This window comes from Bacillus sp. SG20033 (assembly GCF_044570195.1).
Classification (GTDB): domain Bacteria; phylum Bacillota; class Bacilli; order Bacillales; family Bacillaceae; genus Bacillus; species Bacillus subtilis.
Genome location: NZ_CP172606.1, coordinates 1,104,441 through 1,123,543, shown reverse-complemented (window position 1 = coordinate 1,123,543; position 19,103 = coordinate 1,104,441). Strand labels below are relative to the sequence as shown.

General features: G+C 43.1%; 20 protein-coding genes. 12 read left to right on the top strand and 8 right to left on the bottom strand.

Annotation, left to right across the window (positions count from 1 at the left end):
- The first annotated feature begins 12 nt into the window (after positions 1–12).
- Positions 13–450, top strand: a complete 438-nt coding sequence (locus ACFVP7_RS05815) for a ferritin family protein (protein ID WP_336805095.1) — start codon at positions 13–15, stop codon at positions 448–450.
- 117 nt (positions 451–567) lie between these two features.
- Entirely contained in the window at positions 568–894 is a 327-nt protein-coding gene (locus ACFVP7_RS05810; RefSeq protein ID WP_133953533.1) for a four-helix bundle copper-binding protein, read from the top strand.
- 29 nt (positions 895–923) lie between these two features.
- Here the strand turns inward: ACFVP7_RS05810 and ACFVP7_RS05805 are convergent, their stop codons facing one another.
- Positions 924–2,651 (bottom strand): SgrR family transcriptional regulator, encoded by a 1,728-nt coding sequence (locus ACFVP7_RS05805; RefSeq protein ID WP_338733105.1) that lies wholly within the window; start codon positions 2,649–2,651, stop codon positions 924–926.
- 113 nt (positions 2,652–2,764) lie between these two features.
- Here ACFVP7_RS05805 and ACFVP7_RS05800 point away from each other — a divergent pair, with 113 nt between their 5' ends.
- Both ACFVP7_RS05800 and ACFVP7_RS05795 read left to right on the top strand, forming a co-directional pair.
- Positions 2,765–3,970 carry an MFS transporter gene (locus ACFVP7_RS05800; protein ID WP_338733103.1) on the top strand — a complete coding sequence of 402 codons (1,206 nt, stop codon included), beginning with the start codon at positions 2,765–2,767 and terminating at the stop codon, positions 3,968–3,970.
- Positions 3,971–4,076: 106 nt separating this feature from the next.
- Positions 4,077–5,231, top strand: a complete 1,155-nt coding sequence (locus tag ACFVP7_RS05795; RefSeq protein ID WP_015383286.1) for an AbrB family transcriptional regulator — start codon at positions 4,077–4,079, stop codon at positions 5,229–5,231.
- A gap of 183 nt (positions 5,232–5,414) precedes the next feature.
- On the opposite strand, the gene ntdR is transcribed toward ACFVP7_RS05795, so the two are convergent.
- Positions 5,415–6,404: an NTD biosynthesis operon transcriptional regulator NtdR gene (gene ntdR, locus ACFVP7_RS05790; RefSeq protein WP_396583041.1), complete on the bottom strand. Its 990-nt coding sequence runs from the start codon at positions 6,402–6,404 to the stop codon at positions 5,415–5,417.
- A 103-nt stretch (positions 6,405–6,507) separates the two neighbouring features.
- Between ntdR and ntdA the strand changes: the two genes are divergently transcribed.
- From ntdA to glcP, 4 genes are all read left to right on the top strand, one after another.
- Positions 6,508–7,833: a 3-dehydro-glucose-6-phosphate--glutamate transaminase gene (gene ntdA / locus ACFVP7_RS05785; RefSeq protein ID WP_338733097.1), complete on the top strand. Its 1,326-nt coding sequence runs from the start codon at positions 6,508–6,510 to the stop codon at positions 7,831–7,833.
- The gene (ntdB, locus tag ACFVP7_RS05780; protein ID WP_338733095.1) at positions 7,805–8,653 is read left to right on the top strand and encodes a kanosamine-6-phosphate phosphatase; all 849 of its coding nucleotides are present in this window, start codon (positions 7,805–7,807) and stop codon (positions 8,651–8,653) included. Before ntdA ends, ntdB begins: the two co-directional genes overlap by 29 nt.
- Before the next feature lie 13 nt (positions 8,654–8,666).
- Positions 8,667–9,716, top strand: a complete 1,050-nt coding sequence (ntdC, locus tag ACFVP7_RS05775) for a glucose-6-phosphate 3-dehydrogenase NdtC (protein WP_338733093.1) — start codon at positions 8,667–8,669, stop codon at positions 9,714–9,716.
- Positions 9,717–9,787: 71 nt separating this feature from the next.
- The gene (glcP, locus tag ACFVP7_RS05770; protein WP_338733091.1) at positions 9,788–10,993 is read left to right on the top strand and encodes a glucose/mannose transporter GlcP; all 1,206 of its coding nucleotides are present in this window, start codon (positions 9,788–9,790) and stop codon (positions 10,991–10,993) included.
- A gap of 157 nt (positions 10,994–11,150) precedes the next feature.
- Here glcP and ACFVP7_RS05765 read toward each other — a convergent pair whose 3' ends face one another.
- From ACFVP7_RS05765 to ACFVP7_RS05750, 4 genes are all read right to left on the bottom strand, one after another.
- Complete coding sequence (locus tag ACFVP7_RS05765; protein WP_327830545.1) at positions 11,151–11,678, bottom strand: MarR family transcriptional regulator; 528 nt, start codon at positions 11,676–11,678, stop codon at positions 11,151–11,153.
- 76 nt (positions 11,679–11,754) lie between these two features.
- The gene (locus ACFVP7_RS05760; RefSeq protein ID WP_338733085.1) at positions 11,755–13,254 is read right to left on the bottom strand and encodes a monooxygenase; all 1,500 of its coding nucleotides are present in this window, start codon (positions 13,252–13,254) and stop codon (positions 11,755–11,757) included.
- A gap of 179 nt (positions 13,255–13,433) precedes the next feature.
- Positions 13,434–13,940 carry a signal peptidase I gene (lepB, locus tag ACFVP7_RS05755; protein ID WP_338733083.1) on the bottom strand — a complete coding sequence of 169 codons (507 nt, stop codon included), beginning with the start codon at positions 13,938–13,940 and terminating at the stop codon, positions 13,434–13,436.
- 1 nt (position 13,941) lies between these two features.
- A complete protein-coding gene (locus ACFVP7_RS05750) occupies positions 13,942–14,565 on the bottom strand; it encodes a TVP38/TMEM64 family protein (protein ID WP_010886465.1) in 624 nt (207 codons plus the stop codon).
- A gap of 151 nt (positions 14,566–14,716) precedes the next feature.
- On the opposite strand from ACFVP7_RS05750, the gene ACFVP7_RS05745 reads away from it, so the two are divergent.
- From ACFVP7_RS05745 to ACFVP7_RS05735, 3 genes are all read left to right on the top strand, one after another.
- Positions 14,717–15,079 carry a hypothetical protein gene (locus tag ACFVP7_RS05745; protein WP_087961168.1) on the top strand — a complete coding sequence of 121 codons (363 nt, stop codon included), beginning with the start codon at positions 14,717–14,719 and terminating at the stop codon, positions 15,077–15,079.
- Positions 15,080–15,286: 207 nt separating this feature from the next.
- The gene (locus ACFVP7_RS05740) at positions 15,287–15,487 is read left to right on the top strand and encodes a DUF3311 domain-containing protein (RefSeq protein ID WP_003224377.1); all 201 of its coding nucleotides are present in this window, start codon (positions 15,287–15,289) and stop codon (positions 15,485–15,487) included.
- Positions 15,484–16,953 (top strand): sodium:solute symporter, encoded by a 1,470-nt coding sequence (locus ACFVP7_RS05735; RefSeq protein ID WP_338733078.1) that lies wholly within the window; start codon positions 15,484–15,486, stop codon positions 16,951–16,953. The genes ACFVP7_RS05740 and ACFVP7_RS05735 overlap by 4 nt, the downstream gene beginning before the upstream one ends.
- A gap of 43 nt (positions 16,954–16,996) precedes the next feature.
- Here the strand turns inward: ACFVP7_RS05735 and ACFVP7_RS05730 are convergent, their stop codons facing one another.
- On the bottom strand, positions 16,997–17,266 hold the full coding sequence (locus tag ACFVP7_RS05730) for an excalibur calcium-binding domain-containing protein (protein WP_338733076.1): 270 nt from the start codon (positions 17,264–17,266) through the stop codon (positions 16,997–16,999).
- 216 nt (positions 17,267–17,482) lie between these two features.
- On the opposite strand from ACFVP7_RS05730, the gene ACFVP7_RS05725 reads away from it, so the two are divergent.
- Positions 17,483–18,382: an SDR family oxidoreductase gene (locus tag ACFVP7_RS05725; protein ID WP_003245421.1), complete on the top strand. Its 900-nt coding sequence runs from the start codon at positions 17,483–17,485 to the stop codon at positions 18,380–18,382.
- Positions 18,383–18,426: 44 nt separating this feature from the next.
- Here ACFVP7_RS05725 and comK read toward each other — a convergent pair whose 3' ends face one another.
- A complete protein-coding gene (gene comK, locus ACFVP7_RS05720) occupies positions 18,427–19,005 on the bottom strand; it encodes a competence transcription factor ComK (RefSeq protein ID WP_003245329.1) in 579 nt (192 codons plus the stop codon).
- Positions 19,006–19,103: the final 98 nt, after the last annotated feature.

Below are 19,103 nucleotides of genomic sequence, written 5' to 3'. Positions count from 1 at the left end.
GAGTTGAATCCCTTGCATTACAGCTACTATCCCTATCCGGTGCCATACAGGGAAGATCCTGTTTTGATTCGGAATTTGCAGAAGGCCATCAACGGAGAATTCAGTGCCATTCAATGCTACCGCAAGCTTGCCGAACTCGCCCACAGCGATGAGGTCAGAAAACAGATTGAAGAAATCAGGCGTGACGAGATTCGCCACCTCCGTGAATTTTCCACACTGTATGGTTCAATTACCGGCAAACACATCATGCCGAAACAAACGGAAGAATGCCCGGACAATTTCACAAGAGGACTGGACGCCGCTTTTAAAGATGAACAAGAAACCGTCGACTTTTACTTGCGTGTGGCCGAGGAAACGTCAAACTTAAAAGCGAAAGGCGTCTTTACGCGCGCAGCACGTGATGAACAAAATCACGCTGTCTGGTTCCTATACTATCTGATGGAACGTTAGATATACCCGTTCAGGGTATATGTACATATTTCCTTAGCTAAAAACACACTCCCCTGTTTTTTTAAAATGCAGCCGGGAAACATAAAACCATATACTGCCATACAGGGGGAATCAACCATGGAGCAATATTCTGAAGCTTGTATTGAGGCTTGCATCGATTGTATGAAGGCTTGCAATCATTGTTTCACTAAATGCTTGGAAGAAAGCGTGCAGCATCATCTCAGCGGCTGCATCCGGCTTGACAGGGAATGCGCGGATATTTGCGCGCTGGCGGTCAAAGCCATGCAAACGGACAGCCCGTTTATGAAAGAAATTTGTGAACTTTGCGCCGACATTTGTGAAGCATGCGGCACTGAATGCGGAAAGCACGATCATGATCATTGCCAAACATGTGCGAAAGCTTGCTTCGCCTGTGCTGAACAATGCCGCAGCATGGCAGCGTAAAAAAGAGGGTTCAAAAAAGAACCCTCATTTTATTTGGACAGCCATACGGAGTACAAATCAATCCATCCCTCTTCATCAAGAACCAGGCCTTTTACATTTTTACTTGATGTCACCTGGAGCACATTTTGATACAGCGGGATCGCATTCAGCTCCTGTATCATCTGCCGGTCAATGTCACGCAGGATGTCGATTCTCGAACAGCGGTCAGGCATGGAAAACATCCGCTCTGTCATTCCTGAGCATATCTGTGTCAGCTTTTCAGATAGATGCTGATACAAGAAACTGTTCTCCGACAGCAGCAAATGCAGAAAACCAAACTCGCTGTCTTGATAAAACGTCGCACTGTCATGAATGATATCCGCCATCTGCACGATTTCCGGCCGTCGCAGATCAGCAGCATCACAGAATTGAAGTGTAAGCCTGATACCGTGCTGGGCGCAAATATTTTGAATCCATTCGGCGTCCTCACGATGATCCGTTTCCGAAAAGGTATAAAGCACGATTGTTTCGCCCTCGTATCCGCTTTTTTTCAACAATTCAGATGGCGAAACGCCCTCCCACTCAAAAGAACTCGGTTGCAAAAAGGACGTAACCGGGATTATTCGGTGCCCTCCCGCTTCACGAACGAGCCGTTCAGAGGAAATTAGCAGCCGGAGCGCTTTTCTAAAGCTTCGGTGCTGAAGAGGCCCCTTCTTTTTCAGATTGAGCGACAAATACTGAACATGCCGCTCATCAAAAACAGTTTGCTGCTCAGGACATGTTTGTTTTTCTTGAATGGTAAAACCGTTCATCTCTCCGGCTTGCTCAGAAAACACAAACTCAACGCGATCCAAATAGGGGCGTCCCTTGAAGTAGCGCTCATTGGCTTCAAGCACAAGCATCCCGCTGTGTTGCTGATTCACCTGAAAAGGCCCTGTTCCATTTTTCCCGCCGCCCTGTTCTGCCGGCAGTATGGACAGCCGTTCATCACAAAGAGCATACGGCAAAAGCGCATTCGGCTTATCGAGTATGAGTTCCACACAATAAGGGCCTTTTTCTAAGACTTGTTTCACTCCGTGCAGAAGCCATTTATACGGGTTGTCAGCCAGTTCCAAAAAGCGCTTAAATGTAAACGCAACGTCCCGCGATGTCAGCGGCTGTCCATTATGAAATGTCACACCTTTTCGAAGAAAAAATCTCCATTGTTTTTTTCCGACCTCTTCCCATCCATGAACCAAATGAGGCTTCGGCTCCTGCATATCCGAATCAAACGTGAAGAGTGTATCAAATATCTGTTTGACGAAATGGCCCTCAGACCGCAAAAATATTTGGCATGGATCCAAACTGCTGACAGATTCAGGCGTGATGAACAGCCGCAGGACATCCTTCGCCCCATTCTCGCCTGTCTCCGTCACAAATCCGAATACCTCTGAAAGCCACATGTTATATTCGTTTTGAAGCCCTGGAAACGCGGACTGATACTGCTGAAGCAGCTCCTTTGCCTTTTTAAGCTTTCCTGATTTGGTATATTCCTTGGCAGTTTGAAGAAGCAATTCCTCAGGCCTCCGAAGAAACGCGATTTTAGATTTACGGCCGCGCCCCGCCCCGCTTTCCCGGATAATCCAATTGCTGTTCTCCAGCTTATGTAAAATGAGCTTTGCATTTCTTTCTGTACAAAATAAACAGTCGGCAATCTCAGTGAGCGTCATTTCGTTCATTTGCCCATACTCGGCGCAGCCTGTTTTTACAAGCGCCACGTAGTGCTCTATCAGCTTCAATCCCCGCACCTCCCGACAAAAGGGGAACTTTTATCTCTTCTTTTCTTCACTTTTTGGGCCGCCGCCCCTTCTATACACTACTACTATATCAAACAGCGAAAGGCGGCGATCACATGTTGACCAGTTTTCACTCTATAAAATCGAGATATACCGCTCCCGTTCGGCTCCGCTTTTTCGGCGAATTGCTGACAAGCCTGACAGGTGCAATGATGGGACCTTTTATGGTGCTGTATCTGCATGAACAATTAAACGGCAGTATCATGATGCCAATGCTGATCATCAGCCTTCAGCCATTTGCTGATATTTTCCTGACGCTCGCTGCAGGAAAGGCGGCGGACCGGCTTGGGCGGCGCACAGCGATTTTGACCGCATTGCTTCTTCAATCAGCGGCAATGACAGGGCTTGTTTTTGCTGAGCATGCGTATGTTTTCGCTATTCTCTATGTCATGAATGGCATCGGAAGATCGTTGTACATTCCCGCTTCCCGCGCCCAAATCGCTGAAAGCACGCCGGAAAGCAGACGTTCGGAAGTGTTTGCGGTCATCAATGCGATCTATTCGGCGGGCTTGACTGCGGGGCCGCTAGTGGGGATGCTGCTATACAATCATAACCCCGTGTGGATATTTGCATTAGATGCTGCGGCATTGTTTATCTACTTTCTGATCGCTGCACTGAAACTGCCTGAGACAAAGCCGCTACACCCAGCTGTTACCCCGAAAATGTCCGCGAGCTTTATGATATACAGGCCTGTCCTGCTTCTTTTGCTGCTTTCTCTCCCCATCAGCATGTTATATGCACAAACAGAAACAACATACAGGCTGTTCAGCAAAAACATGTTTTCTGATTATCTGTCCATGCTGACCATCTATTCAGCAGCAAAAGCTTTATTCAGCTGTGTTCTCCAAGTACCTCTTGTCAAAGGGACCGAAAAGCTTTCAATGAAAACGATCCTCTTCATTACTTATATTTGCTACTCCCTTGCGGCTGCCGGTTTTGCATGCTCAACCTCCCTGACAATGCTTTTAGTGACGGCAGCGGTAATGACGGTTGGCGAAAGCATCGGGCTAACCCACATCCAGACCTTCATATCGAAATTGGCGCCGCCTCATTTGCTGGGCCGGTTTTATGCTGTCTATGGTCTGCATTGGGATATATCCCGCTCAATCGGACCGCTGGCAGGCGGGCTGATCCTGACATCATTTGGCGGAGAAGTGATTTTTTACGCTCTTGCCGTATGTCTGCTGACAGCGGGTTTATCTCTGACTTACACAATAGAAAAGCTCGAACACAAGGTCATAAGAAAAGTGAATCGCTTATAGAAAATAATTCATAATTTCTTTATCAAAAAAAATATACTATAGTAATAAATACATTCACTACGTGAACAATTGGAGTGTTACGTGAAAAAGGAAGAAGGGTTTTACATTGAAGAAAGACGAAAATCTCCTCAAAGATCTATGGTTTATCGCAATCAGTGCAGCCGGGGGGTTTATTCTTTCATTAACCGGAATATCAATTGGATGGATGATCGGAACACTGATTGTCGCCTGCTGCCTCGCCATGATACGGCCGGCATGGCTCATGATGGCGCCAGACCAAAAAGGAATTAACCGACGATGGCTCGCCCTCGGGCAGATGATCCTCGGCATCGAATTGGGCCAAAAGCTTAATTTATCCGTTCTCTCTGTTCTCAAAGACCATTGGTTTTCAGTCGGCGTTATGCTGATATTGTCTATCCTGCTTGCTATGCTGTCAGGATATGTGCTTTGGCGTTTCAGCAAAACGGATATGATGACTAGCTTTGTCGGCACCGCTCCCGGCGGGCTTTCCGCCATGCCGAGCATCGCACAGGAAGTAGGCGCCAATACCGCTATAGTCAGCCTCGTTCAAATGATGCGTGTGCTGCTCGTGGTGCTTTCCATTCCGTTTTTAGTCATTCTGATTTATACAAAACAAGATCGTACCGCAAGTGCCGCAGCAGAGACGATTTCTTCTGCAACGACAGATTTTAGGCTCGCTCCCGTTTTGTGGACCGTCATTCTTATTCTCGCTGCCTGGGGAGCCTGCAAAGCTGCGAAATTTTTAAAATTTCCAGCTCCATGGCTGCTCGGCAGCATGCTCGGTGTAGCAATTGTACATGTTGGCGGAGCTGCGGTGACAGGGCACGACATGACGGCATGGTGGCCATCACAAGCTAACCATGTATCACAAGTATTTCTCGGGGCAACGATCGGCTCTAAGATGTACAAAAGCATGTTTGCCGGCGTCACCCGTATTATCATCGTCGGGTTTGTCTCGTCCGTCGGTTTAATCGCAGCAATGTTTTTGAGCGCCGTGATCGTTTCCGAGCTCACAGGAATTTCGCTCATCACTTCTGTTCTGGCATTTGCGCCCGGCGGGATCGCAGAGATGGCGACGACGTCAGTTACCTTACATGCCGATTCCACCTTTGTCGTTGCGGTTCAGGTCATTCGCGTCATTCTGGTTATTGCCCTGCTGCCGCCGTTTTATCGCCTGCTTCACCATCTTCATGGTGAAAAAAAAGACAAAAAGAGCTCGATCAGCGGCAGTAATGCCTAGTTGAAAAAAGGGTTCAAGAACTTTTAATTCGTAAACCATCGAGATGGGGAAATATAAGTGGATATTTCGTTGTTAAGGGTGAAATGAAAGAAATAATTGACGACTTACTATTGAAAAAGAGGTTAAAATGAATAACCTCTTTTTCTTATATAAAGATATAAAATGATAAAGGGAAATCTATCGTTACGTTGATTCTCTTATAATAAGCTTTGTTGGCAGTTTAATAATTCTTCTGTTTGAAGAGGCATTACCCGAAATGGACTCGATGATTTTCAACACAGCCTGTTGGCCTAATTCTATTACGGGAATATCAATTGTTGTTATGGTCGGCGTAACGAGTTGGCAGATCAATTGGTTGTCAAAACCAATTACAGCTAAGTCTTCTGGAACTTTAAAGCCATGTTTCATCGCCTGTTTAATAATCCCTGCGGCGACTTGATCATTTCCTGTAAATATTGCTGAGGGTCTGTCCTTTAGATCCTTTATCTTATGAAAAACACGAAAGCCATCTTCGATATTGAACATTTCGCCGAATATCCATTCGCTTTTATGATGTAAATTGTAATCTTGTAAAGCTTTCAAGTAACCCTCTTTCCTCTGACATTGAGCTTCGCTATATGGAGTATCAAAACAAAACCCAATTTTTTTATGCCCTCTTTCAATTAAATGTACTACCCCCATGTATGCGGCTTCAAATTCATCATACCCAATTATCGTGATGTCCGCTGAGCGATGATATTCATTACATAATAAGATAGGACCATGCTTTAAGAAAGGGGATATCTGATCCCATTCATTTTCTAAAGTTCCAAGAATAATACCATCCACTTCTTTATGTTTCAATAACTCTAATAATTCTAGCTCTGTCTGTTTGTCATAAAAGGTCTGAAATACAATTACCTTGTAATTCTTAAACAGTGCTTCATGAGAGACCCCTTTTATTAATTGAGCAAAAAATGGATGGTCGATACTCGGAACCGATAAAGCTATCGTTTGTGTCTTATTTCTCCTAAAATTCCGAGCTAAATAATTGGGAGTGTAGTCAAGTTCGTTAATTGCCTTTAAGATCATATCTCTTTTTTCTTTCGACACATACGGATGATTATTCAATACTCTTGACACTGTGGTTTTAGACACATTGCATAATTTTGCTATTTCATCAATTGTAGGCATATTTTCCCTTCCTTAAAAAAGTTGTTGACATGTTACCGATTTCAGAAACTAGGATAAATTTGTAATAAATTTTTAGATTATAAAATCATTGGAGGTACTGTTCATGCAAAAACAGGTTAAGATTTCAGGTAAAAGCAAAGAAAACATGTCACTACTAAAACACTTAAAAGGTGACATACAAGGAAAAGAACTTGTTATTGAAGACAGTATTGTAAACGAGCGCTGGAAACAAGTATTAAAGGAAAAGATAGATATTGAACATGATCTTTTCAACTATCAAAAAAATCGTGAAATCAGTAAAGTCCCTTTTTTGCCTGTAGACAGATTAATAACCAATGATGAAGTGGAAGATATCTTAAATACATTAACTGAAGTTTTGCCAACTGGAAAATTTACGAGTGGTCCCTATTTAGAGCAATTCGAAAACGTTTTATCTACATATTTACATAAAAGGTATGTAATTGCAACCAGCAGTGGAACCGATGCTATTATGATAGGATTATTGGCTTTAGGGTTAAACCCAGGGGATGAAGTTATCATGCCGGCTAATAGCTTTTCAGCTACTGAAAATGCTGTGTTAGCTTTGGGAGGCGTTCCTATCTATGTAGATATTAACCCACAAACATTCTGCATCGATCCTGACAAAATTGAAGAAGCAATAACTCCTGATACAAAGTTTATTCTACCTGTGCATTTATACGGAAAACATTCAGACATGCAGCATATCCGTCAAATCGCAAATCGTTATAAATTGAAAGTAATTGAAGATGCCTGCCAAGGAATTGGCCTGACAGACTTAGGAAAGTATGCAGACATCACTACACTAAGTTTTAATCCATATAAGAATTTTGGTGTATGTGGCAAGGCTGGGGCAATAGCAACTGATAATGAAGAACTCGCTAAAAAATGCATTCAATTTAGTTATCATGGTTTTGAAGTAAATGTGAAAAATAAGAAAGTCATCAATTTTGGACTTAATTCAAAAATGGACAATTTACAGGCAGCAATTGGTTTAGAGAGAATGAAGTACCTTTCATTAAACAACTTCAAAAGACTGTTCTTGGCGGATAGATACATTACCCAATTAGCAGAGTTACAGAATAAAGGCTATATTGAATTACCAGAATTAAGTGAAGATCATGTATGGCATCTGTTTCCTATTAAGGTAAGAACAGAAGATAGGGCAGATATCATGACTAAATTAAATGAAGATTTTGGTGTTCAAACAGATGTATATTATCCAATACTGTCTCATATGCAAAAAACTCCTTTAGTACAGGACAAGTATGCAGGACTCCAATTGGTTCATACGGAAAAGGCTCATAGTCAGGTACTGCATTTGCCTTTATATCCGTCATTTACTTTAGAAGAACAAGACAGAGTAATGGAGGGACTGTTTCATGTTATTAAGCAAGAAATCGGAATATAAAACGTTATCCACGGTTGAACATCCTCAGTATATTGTTTTTTGTGATTTTGATGAAACGTATTTTCCGCATACAATCGACGAACAAAAACAACAAGACATCTATGAACTCGAAGACTATCTAGAGCAAAAAAGTAAAGATGGGGAGCTAATAATCGGATGGGTCACTGGGAGCAGTATAGAATCTATTCTCGATAAAATGGAACGAGGAAAATTTAGATATTTTCCGCATTTTATAGCTAGTGATCTTGGAACTGAAATTACGTACTTTTCAGAGCATAACTTCGGTCAGCAAGATAACAAGTGGAACAGTCGCATAAATGAAGGGTTTAGTAAAGAAAAGGTTGAAAAACTTGTGAAACAGCTACATGAAAATCATCACATTCTTTTGAATCCTCAAACTCAATTAGGAAAGTCACGGTATAAGCATAACTTCTACTATCAGGAACAAGATGAAATAAACGACAAGAAAAACCTATTAGCAATTGAAAAAATCTGCGAAGAATACGGCTTATCAGTAAATATAAATCGTTGTAATCCCTTAGCAGGCGATCCAGAAGACAGCTATGATGTAGATTTTATCCCCATAGGGACAGGAAAGAATGAAATTGTAACGTTTATGTTAGAGAAATACAACCTAAATCCCGAAAGAGCTATCGCATTTGGGGATAGTGGAAATGATGTTCGTATGCTACAGGCAGTAGGAAATGGATATCTGCTAAAAAATGCAACACAGGAAGCCAAAAACTTGCACCACCTTATAACTGATAGTGAGTACTCAAAAGGAATTGCTAATACCTTAAAAAAAATAATTGGATCATGAGGAGGAAATAAAAATGAAGATAGGCATCATAGGTGCAGGTGGTATTGCAAGAGCGCATGCAACTGCTTTATCTACAATAAAAAATGCAGAGTTGGTAGGGGTATATGACATAAATCAACAAAATGCGGAAAGCTTTGTGAAAACTTTCGGCGGGAAGTCATTTGAAAACGTAGATGAACTAATCGATGCCTCAGAAGGTTTAATTGTAGCATCACCAAACTTTTGCCATAAAGAACATGCTTTGCAAGCATTATCAAAACATAAGCATGTTTTGTGTGAAAAGCCTATGGCTATTTCTCTTGAAGAAGCAAGCATAATGAAAGATACTGCTGAAAGGTTGAGCGTAAGAGCCAGTATGGGATTTAATTATAGATATTTATCTTACGTAAATATCTTAAAAAGCTTAATTATCAATAATGAACTAGGTAACATACTGTCCATAAAAGTACACTTCAAGAAAAATAGTGCACTTAGACGTAAGAAGTTTACTTGGAGAGATGACGCTAATAGTAAGAAAACCAGCGGGTCATTGGGGGATCTGGGTATTCACCTTATTGACATGGTATGGTATTTGTTCGAGAGTGATTTCATCACAGAATCAGTAAGGGCAAAGATGAACACAAATGTAAAAACAAAAGAGGATAAACAGGTACTAGTAGATGACTATGCAGAAATTTATGGCCAGCTGCAGAACAAGGTATTTGTAAATATCATCACATCAAAATGTTCTGTACCTGAAGACTGTGGTTTTAGCATTGAGGTAGTTGGACACAAAAAAGAGTTTAAATACCACACAGGTAATCCTCACGTTTACAAGCTCATAGATGGCTTGAACGTGGTAGACTGCCCAGTACCGCAAAGCCTATTAAACGATCCGCCAAACGAGTTTTATGGATGGGCTGATTCTTTTAGAAGCGAGTTAATCAATTGGATTGCATCAACTCAGAATGATTGGGTTGAGATCCCTTCTTTTAGTGATGGTTTTAGATCTCAGGAAGTATTAGAAATGTTCTTTGAGAAAGACAGCAACTCTCAACCAATGTCTGTTTCAGCAGTCAAATAGTATTTCGAAGAGAGAAGTTACTAAAAAAGCAGGAATTTATTTTCCTGCTTTTTCATATAGGGGTGTAATGAATGTTAAGAGGAACATACTTATTTGGATATGCTTTCTTTTTTACAGTAGGTATTATCCATATATCAACAGGGAGTTTGACACCATTTCTATTAGAGGCTTTTAACAAGACAACAGATGATATTTCGGTCATAATCTTCTTTCAGTTTACCGGATTTCTAAGCGGAGTATTAATCGCACCTTTAATGATTAAGAAATACAGTCATTTTAGGACACTTACTTTAGCTTTGACAATAATGCTTGTAGCGTTAAGTATCTTTTTTCTAACCAAGGATTGGTATTATATTGTTGTAATGGCTTTTCTCTTAGGATATGGAGCAGGCACATTAGAAACGACAGTTGGTTCATTTGTTATTGCTAATTTCGAAAGTAATGCAGAAAAAATGAGTAAGCTGGAAGTTCTCTTTGGATTAGGCGCTTTATCTTTCCCATTATTAATTAATTCCTTCATAGATATCAATAACTGGTTTTTACCGTATTACTGTATATTCACCTTTTTATTCGTCCTATTCGTAGGGTGGTTAATTTTCTTGTCCAAGAACCGAAAGTACGCTAAGAATGCTAACCAACAAGTGACCTTTCCAGACGGAGGAGCATTTCAATACTTTATAGGAGATAGAAAAAAATCAAAGCAATTAGGCTTTTTTGTATTTTTTGCTTTCCTATATGCTGGAATCGAAACAAATTTTGCCAACTTTTTACCTTCAATCATGATAAACCAAGACAATGAACAAATTAGTCTTATAAGTGTCTCCTTTTTCTGGGTAGGGATCATCATAGGAAGAATATTGATTGGTTTCGTAAGTAGAAGGCTTGATTTTTCCAAATACCTTCTTTTTAGCTGTAGTTGTTTAATTGTTTTGTTGATTGCCTTCTCTTATATAAGTAACCCAATACTTCAATTGAGTGGTACATTTTTGATTGGCCTAAGTATAGCGGGCATATTTCCCATTGCTTTAACACTAGCATCAATCATTATTCAGAAGTACGTTGACGAAGTTACAAGTTTATTTATTGCTTCGGCAAGTTTCGGAGGAGCGATCATCTCTTTCTTAATTGGATGGAGTTTAAATCAGGATACGATCTTATTAACCATGGGAATATTTACAACTATGGCGGTCATTCTAGCAGGTATTTCTGTAAAGATTAGGAGAACTAAAACAGAAGACCCTATTTCACTTGAAAACAAAGCATCAAAAACACAGTAGAAAACGTATAAAATAAAGATACTAATAGACATATCGTATAAGCAGTGCAAATTCCTGAACATCTTGAATTTCATTCTTCAAGAGGAAATCTAATTTACGTTACAGCCTTGAAAAAGATAGAAAAAAAGCGAAAAACACGCACCGCAGTGCGTGTTTTTTATTTAAAAATGCTCGGAAGACCCCCTTCAATTTCTTCTGATGACGGATACCACTTTGTCACCAGATCCCGAAACAGCCGTTCCGCAAAAAGAATCTCTTCCTCGGTATAGCGGTCAAAAAATGACAGAAAACGCTGTTCAGCCTTCTGATGATAATATTTGTGCAAACTGTGCAGCTTTTTTCCAGCAGGCGTCAATCGGAAGTAGACCTCCTTTTTATTATCGCTGAGCTGTGTTCTGTGAAGGAAGCCTGCGCCGAGCAATTTTGTGCTGATGCGTGATACAGTCGCTTTTGTCGTATTCATTTTTTCTGCTATCGACGTGACATTAATTGGTTCATTGTCCCCGACACAGGATAGAACATGAATTTCAGTCATCGTCAATTGAGTTTTACTCCCGTGCTCTACATCCAGCTTCCTCAATTCGTCAGATAAAAAGGCTTTAATAAGCCCCTCCCATTTCTCCTGCTGATGAATGAGCTCCGCATACAATTCAAAAAGATTGCGTTTCGTATGATCTGTGTTCATCGGGTTTTCCATCCTTTTTCATTCGATTGTTTCTTCTATCATACCGTTTTGTTACAGATGAAACAATCGAATTGAATTATACTTGGCTGGTGACGGAAAACCAGCGGCTGATCCCTTTTTGAATCACCTCGGCACAATCGGGCGCTGATGCATCCACCGCCCAGGCTACATGTCCATCAGGACGAATCAATATGGTATGCACATCCCGCAACTTTTCATTCGGTTCTGCAAGCGAGGCGGTTACCGTACGTAAGCCTTTCACTTCGATATGATCATCAGCTTCCTGCCTCAATGACAGCAAAACGAATGTCCCGTTTTGGAGAAAGCTGTACAGCCGTTCCGAACTGCCGTCGGAAAGAATCAGCTCCATGTCAGGGAGCCTTGCCCCGTTCAAACGATTCGGCGGCATGGTACGATCAGCTTCATATCTGACATCGAGCGCAGAAATTTGCCCTGCTACATATCGATTCATATCAGGAAAGGCCAGCAGCTCCGACATCATGCTTCGCAAATGGAGGCCTGCTTGAGTGAAATCGATCAGCTTTGTCTGTGCCTCCGTGTTTCTGAGGAGCCCTTCAGCTGCCGGGTGCCGCTCGTCATGGTAGCTGTCCAAAAGCCATGAAGGCGCAGAGCCTTTGATGGCCGCAGCCAGTTTCCACCCGAGGTTCATCGCATCCTGAAGGCCGACATTCAGCCCTTGCCCGCCCGCCGGAAAATGAATATGCGCGGCATCACCCGCAAGAAAGATTCTGTCGTCCCGATACCGTTTCGCTTGGCGCGCGGCGTTCCCGAACCGCGACATCCACGAAGGGTCGCTTAAACCAAAGTCAGTTCCGCAAATTCGCAGGAGGTCAGCTTTCAGCTCTTCCTCAGTCACAGGCACATCTTTCGGCGTTTGCGTGCGATAAGGGCTGATCACAACAACACGGTATCGGTCTGGAGATAACGGAACAATCATGACACCGCCCTCTTTTGTGCAAAGGGACAGCACGCCTGACGGCGGCGGAGAAAGGAGCGCCACATCCCCAAGCGCAGCGGTGACAGTGCTGTCTGTTCCCGGAAACTCAATTTTTGCCTGTTTCCGGACGGTACTTCCGGCGCCATCTGCCCCAACGGCAAACTTGCTTGTGATCGTCCGTACACTGCCGTCCCGATCCTTAAAAATCGTTTGGACCGCTTCTCCGTTTTGCGTAACCGCCAGCGCCTCTGCACCCCGAAACACCTCTGTTCCCAGGCTTCGTGCATGATCTTCAAGCAGCTTTTCTGTTTTGGACTGCGGGAGCAAAAGCGTGTAAGGACAGCTCGTGTCCAAGCCTGAAAAATCCAGACGGGTATCCAGCATTGAAAAATGTCCGGAAGGTATCTTGCTTCCCTTGGATACAAACCGCTCTAAAATCCCTCTCATCTCAAGGAGCTCCAGCGTTCGGGGATGCAGCGTCAATGCCTTGGAATGCGGAACAGGTTTTTCAAGCCGTTCAATCACACATGTTCCCACTCCGGCCATTGCAAGCTCAGAAGCCAGCATAAATCCAACCGGCCCTCCTCCTATAATCACTGCTTCATATTTCATCATCATTCACCACTCCTTTTGTTTCATGAAAAACGAACAAAAACCAATAAAAACGGCCCTCCAATCAAAAAATATATAAATTTTGTTACACATGTAACAATTTTGATTATAGCTCCTTACAAATTTTTCTTCAACACATTTTTCCAAACGCAATACAAAAAGACGCCTCTTCCATTAGCGTCTTTTTATTTGGCATCAGAAATCACACCAACAATATTTTTTTCTCTTATCGGACCAAAATGCCGGCTGTCGAAGCTGTATATGCGATTATCTCCAACGACAAAATATTTTCCTTTCGGCACCTTGCTTGTTCCCGTCACATCTTTCAAAGAAAAATCACCCGTTACATGGCTGCCGGCAGAAACAGATTTCAAATGCTTCAAAAATGGCTCAGCAACCTGCTTTCCGTTCACATACAGCTGATCATCTTTATATTTGATCGTTTCACCGGGCAAGCCGATTACCCGTTTAATCAGCACTTTATGATCAGGGCCTTTAAAAAGGACGATGTCAAAACGATGGATGGTTTTAAATCGATGCGAAAATTTATTGACCAACAATTCGTTTCCTTCCTGGAAGGTCGGATTCATACTGACGCCTTCTACCTTGTAATCAATAAAGACAGCATTTTTAACCTGAATGGCGAGAACAACGGACACTACACCGGCAAGAAACCAAAACCGTTTTTTCATGTTACTGTCTCCCTCCATCATGCTCACGCTGACTGGCTCTTACATGCAGATACCGCTCCACCTTTTTGCCGACATACCATAAGACAGTGATCACCAATACGGCGATGACCGTTCGAATCGGCTGTGTAATCAGCGCGTGCAGATCATATCCGATGAAGCTGATCATAAAAATCATGACAAGCTTCCCCGAGGCTGCCGCCAAAATAAACGGCCGCGTTCCGATCCTTGACAAACCGGCAACAACATTCACCGCGGCTGACGGTGTAAATGGAAAACAAAGCAGAAGAAACATGGGACCGAAGCCGTGTCTTTCCACCCATAACATCAGCTTTCTGACAGACGGATGACTGCGGATAAATCCAAGCAATTTTCTCTGTCCGTATTGACGGACAATCAAAAAGACGAGAATGGAACCAGCAGTTGATCCCGCCCAGGACAGGATGAATCCTTCCCACAAGCCAAACGAGTTCGTATTCGCCACCACAAACACGATCAGCGGCAAAAACGGGAGAAATGCTTCAATTAAAGGCAGCAGCACAGCAATGAGCGGGCCGAAAGCCCTATAGCTTTGAAATAATTCAGTTAAATGTTCTTGTGTCAAATAGGATAAAAAATGCTCCAACATTTATACTCCTTACCGGGTTTGTCTATCCTTATTCTACACATTATCAGCAGAAAACTAAAAAGTTTTGGTGATTTTTTCTGTCTTGAAACATTTCACCAGCCGATATAGAATACAAATAGAACAAACGTTCCCTTAGAAGAAAGGAGTCAACATGCCAAATCTGCAGGAGGAAATATACGATTTAATTGAACGGGCTCTCTTTTTGCCCATGGCCATTACGATTTTTAACCGTGATCTCGCCGGAATTGAAGAAAGCACATTAAAATTGAAGCATCCTTATAAACAGCTTATCGGCGAATCATTAAAAATAGCACAAAAGGATTTGATGGAGGTCAGAAAAGAACTGAGGAAAAGAAAAATTGCAATCCGCGAGACGGAACGCGATGAGGCCTTTACGCTCTATACATTTGTCATCGACGGTTATGAAGAAAACCATCGCTATTTTAATCCGCGAATCCGTGAGCAGGTCAGCGAATTATTAACATACTATCTATTTGCCCCAGACAGACTCTGAGCCTTTTGAATCATACTGCCCGTTCCCTCTTCGGGCGATTCAGAGCATTAATTTCAGACAATTCACACTATACAAACAAAATAAATTTATTTATAATTCGAACCACAGCCATTCACGCCAAAAAATGACATGTGCTGCCATATCTGCGACATCATTTTCAGTACGCTTGGGCTTGTACACCCCAATCCTAAATAGAAGGAGGATTCTATGAAACTGATTCACGTTCTCGCCGCTTTGCCCTTTATCGGAATCTTACTCGGCATCCCTTTTGCAAATAAGGTGACCCCCTATGTGTTCGGCATGCCGTTTATTCTTGCCTATATTGTGATGTGGGCTCTTTTGACCTCTGCGCTGATGGCGATTGTGTATGTCCTCGACAAGGAAAATAAAAAGGAGGAAGCAGAATGAATGCAGCTCTCATCATCATTTTCGGTGTCCTGCTCTTGAGTATTTTTCTCGGTATACGCGCCCAAAAAGGAAAAGACATGAACCTGGAGCAGTGGACGGTCGGAGGGCGCGGCTTCGGAACTGTTTTCGTCTTCCTTTTGATGGCAGGCGAAATTTATACTACTTTTACGTTTCTCGGCGGCAGCGGCTGGGCCTACGGAAAAGGCGGTCCAGCCTTTTATATCATCGCCTACGGATGTCTGGCCTACATCCTTTCTTACTGGCTTCTTCCGGCAGTTTGGACGTACGCGAAACAGCATAAACTGATGTCGCAGTCTGATTTTTTCACAAAAAAATACAACAGTCCGCTGCTTGGCATTCTCGTTTCACTGGTCGGCATCGCCGCACTCATTCCCTATCTTGTACTGCAGCTGAAAGGTCTCGGGCTGATTGTATCGGAAACCTCGTACGGCAAAATCACCCCGACCGCCGCCATCTGGATCGGCGCTGTTTCCATCACGGTTTATGTTATGGTTTCAGGCATTCACGGGTCTGCTTGGATATCGGTTGTGAAGGACATCATGATTCTGGTTGTCGTTCTGTTTTTAGGTGTGTATTTGCCAATTCATTACTACGGCGGATTTCAAGACATGTTTCAGCAGATTGAAACGGCAAAGCCTGGCTTTCTTACGCTCCCCGAATCGGGACAAAGTGTGGCCTGGTTCAGTTCAACCGTACTCTTGACAGCGCTCGGGTTTTACATGTGGCCTCACACGTTTTCCGCCTCGTATTCAGCTGAAAACCCAAAAGTCTTTCGTAAAAACGCCATCATCATGCCTTTGTACCAGCTGGTCTTGCTCTTCGTCCTTTTCGTCGGCTTTGCGGCTATCCTGCAAGTTCCAGATCTGAAAGGCGCAGACGGGGATCTATCGCTTTTGAGACTGTCTCTGCAAGCATTTGACCCTTGGTTTGTCGGAATTATCGGTGCTGCCGGACTGCTGACAGCACTTGTGCCAGGGTCTATGATCTTAATGTCCGCCTCCACGCTGTTTGCAAAAAATGTGTACAAGATAATTGCGCCCCGCACGACAGAACAGCAGGTATCGGCTCTTGCTAAGTTTTTAGTGCCGGTGATTGCGCTGATTTCGGTGTATTTTACCTTCAAAGGCGGGAATACCATCGTTACGCTGCTTTTGATGGGCTACAGCCTTGTCACACAGCTATTCCCCGCCCTTTTGTTCAGCCTGTTCAAGCATAATATGGTGACAAAGCAGGGGGCCTTCGCCGGCATTATTGCAGGTGTCGGAGCAGTTACTTATATTACAATGACGGAAACGACGATCGGCACTTTATTTCCGGCTCTGCCGCAAGCCGCAAAAGACTTGAATGTAGGCATCGTCGCCCTGCTTTTGAATATCACGGTCATGATGGCAGTCAGCCTTATGACAAGGAAGGCGAAAAGCGCTGCGGCCGATCAGGCGGCTTAAGCAATAGAAAAAGCAATCTGGACACCAGATTGCTTTTTCTTATTTACCGTTCACAGGCGATAAGATCTTTATCGCGGTCTTTCTTTTTATTGGCATCATAAAGGTCCTTAGAGACGTAAGGCTTGTACTTTGTTTTTCCGCCTTTGTTTTTCGCCTTCGAAGTGCGAGCCACTCCGCCTTTGTATACTTTGTTTAACTCCTTGCAGTTCTTATAGACCTTCACCTTTATTTTGGCTTCCGCCACATGGTCAGCTCCGTATGAAAAACCGAAAACGAGACCGAGTGACAGCAAAACCGCCGCCGCTTTTTTCATGACGATCCACTCCCCCAATACCCAATATTTAGTTGATTTATAGCTCGAATTTATCATAATTCATATAGTCTTATTTGACAAGATAAATATGGAAGAAGGCTTTGTTTTTTCTTGTTTTCTATTTCCTTCACTATTCAAACTGCCAAAACATGTTTTTCTGCTTATGCTCAGGGGTACACATACGAATGTACACCAAACAGAAAAGGAGCGTTGCTGATGTCTGATTCAAATCTTACGAATCCTATAAAAGCATTTTTTCATGATGAATTTCCCGAACAATATCAAGAACCGCCAGGCCTGCAAAAGAACATGAAGCCTGTCCCTGATTGCGGAGAAAAAAGCTACAAAGGATCAGGTAAACTAACGGGTCGAAAAGCGCTTGTCACGGGCGGCGATTCCGGTATCGGCCGCGCTGCCGCGATTGCTTACGCCAGAGAAGGTGCCGATGTGGCCATTAACTACTTGCCCGAGGAACAGCCAGATGCTGAAGAGGTAAAAGAACTGATTGAAGCAGAAGGCCGAAAAGCAGTGCTGATCCCCGGAGACTTGAGCGACGAATCCTTTTGCCAAGATCTAGTCAAACAGTCGCATCACGAACTCGGCGGACTTGATGTGCTGGCGCTCGTTGCAGGCAAACAGCAAGCGGTCGAAAACATCGAAGATCTGCCTACTGAACAAATCTATAAAACATTTGAAGTGAACGTCTTTTCCCTTTACTGGGTTGTAAAAGCGGCGCTTCCGTATTTGCCGGAGGGAGCTTCAATTATCACAACAACCTCAGTTGAAGGCTACAATCCAAGCCCGATGCTGTTAGATTACGCAGCAACGAAAAACGCCATTATCGGCTTTACCGTCGGACTGGGAAAACAGCTTGCTTCCAAAGGCATCAGAGTAAATTCAGTTGCGCCCGGACCAATTTGGACACCGCTGCAAATTTCCGGCGGACAGCCGACGGAAAACATCCCGAAATTCGGACAAGGCACGCCGCCAGCTCCATTAAATCGCGCTGGGCAGCCAGTGGAATTGGCCGATGTTTATGTATTTCTAGCTTCAGAGAATTCAAGCTATGTGACATCTCAGGTATATGGCATCACCGGAGGAATTCCGACGGCATAGCTTTATGAAAGGAGCTGCCCTGTGGGTCAGCTCCTTTCTATTTTCTAATACCGCTCCCCGAGCTCACGCAAAATAAAATCATAAATCATCTTCGTCCGCTCTTCTTTCGGGTACAGCATAAATTCCTGTCTTTTCGGAACGCGGTGGTCGATTCTGTCTTGGAACTTGGTTCTAAGCCACGCTGTTCGATATACCTGGTTCTCGAACGAATTATAAGAGATCGGCAGCTCCATCGTTTTCCCATTTGAAAACGTCACTTCCGTATCGTCGAATTCAGTCGCTTTGAATTCTTTTACATGCACATGGGAAATCCAGCCGCATTGGGGTCTTGTCGAAGAAAGTGTAGGGAATAAAAAGATTTGGTTCGAAGGGTCCACCATGATTGGCGGCTTGTGTGAAATTTTTGTCACTTCATAAGTTCCTGCTTTTCTTCCCGCATAGCTTGATCCAAAAAATCGGCAGCTTCTGTCGACAATTTGCAGCGGCTTCATGTTGACATAAAACACGCAATCTTTTTCAATAATTTTGGAACAGATTTTGCCGTCTATTTCTTCTGGCAGCACGGCAATTGTTGCGCCGTTCACTTCATACGATTCCAAAGGTGCGTCTGTTTTCTGACTCATATTATGGCCTCCATCCTTTTTCTGCAAAATTTATACTAATAATCTATCATCTGTTTTTATAAAACGACAGGTTTTTTTAACATTTAAGATAAAATCAT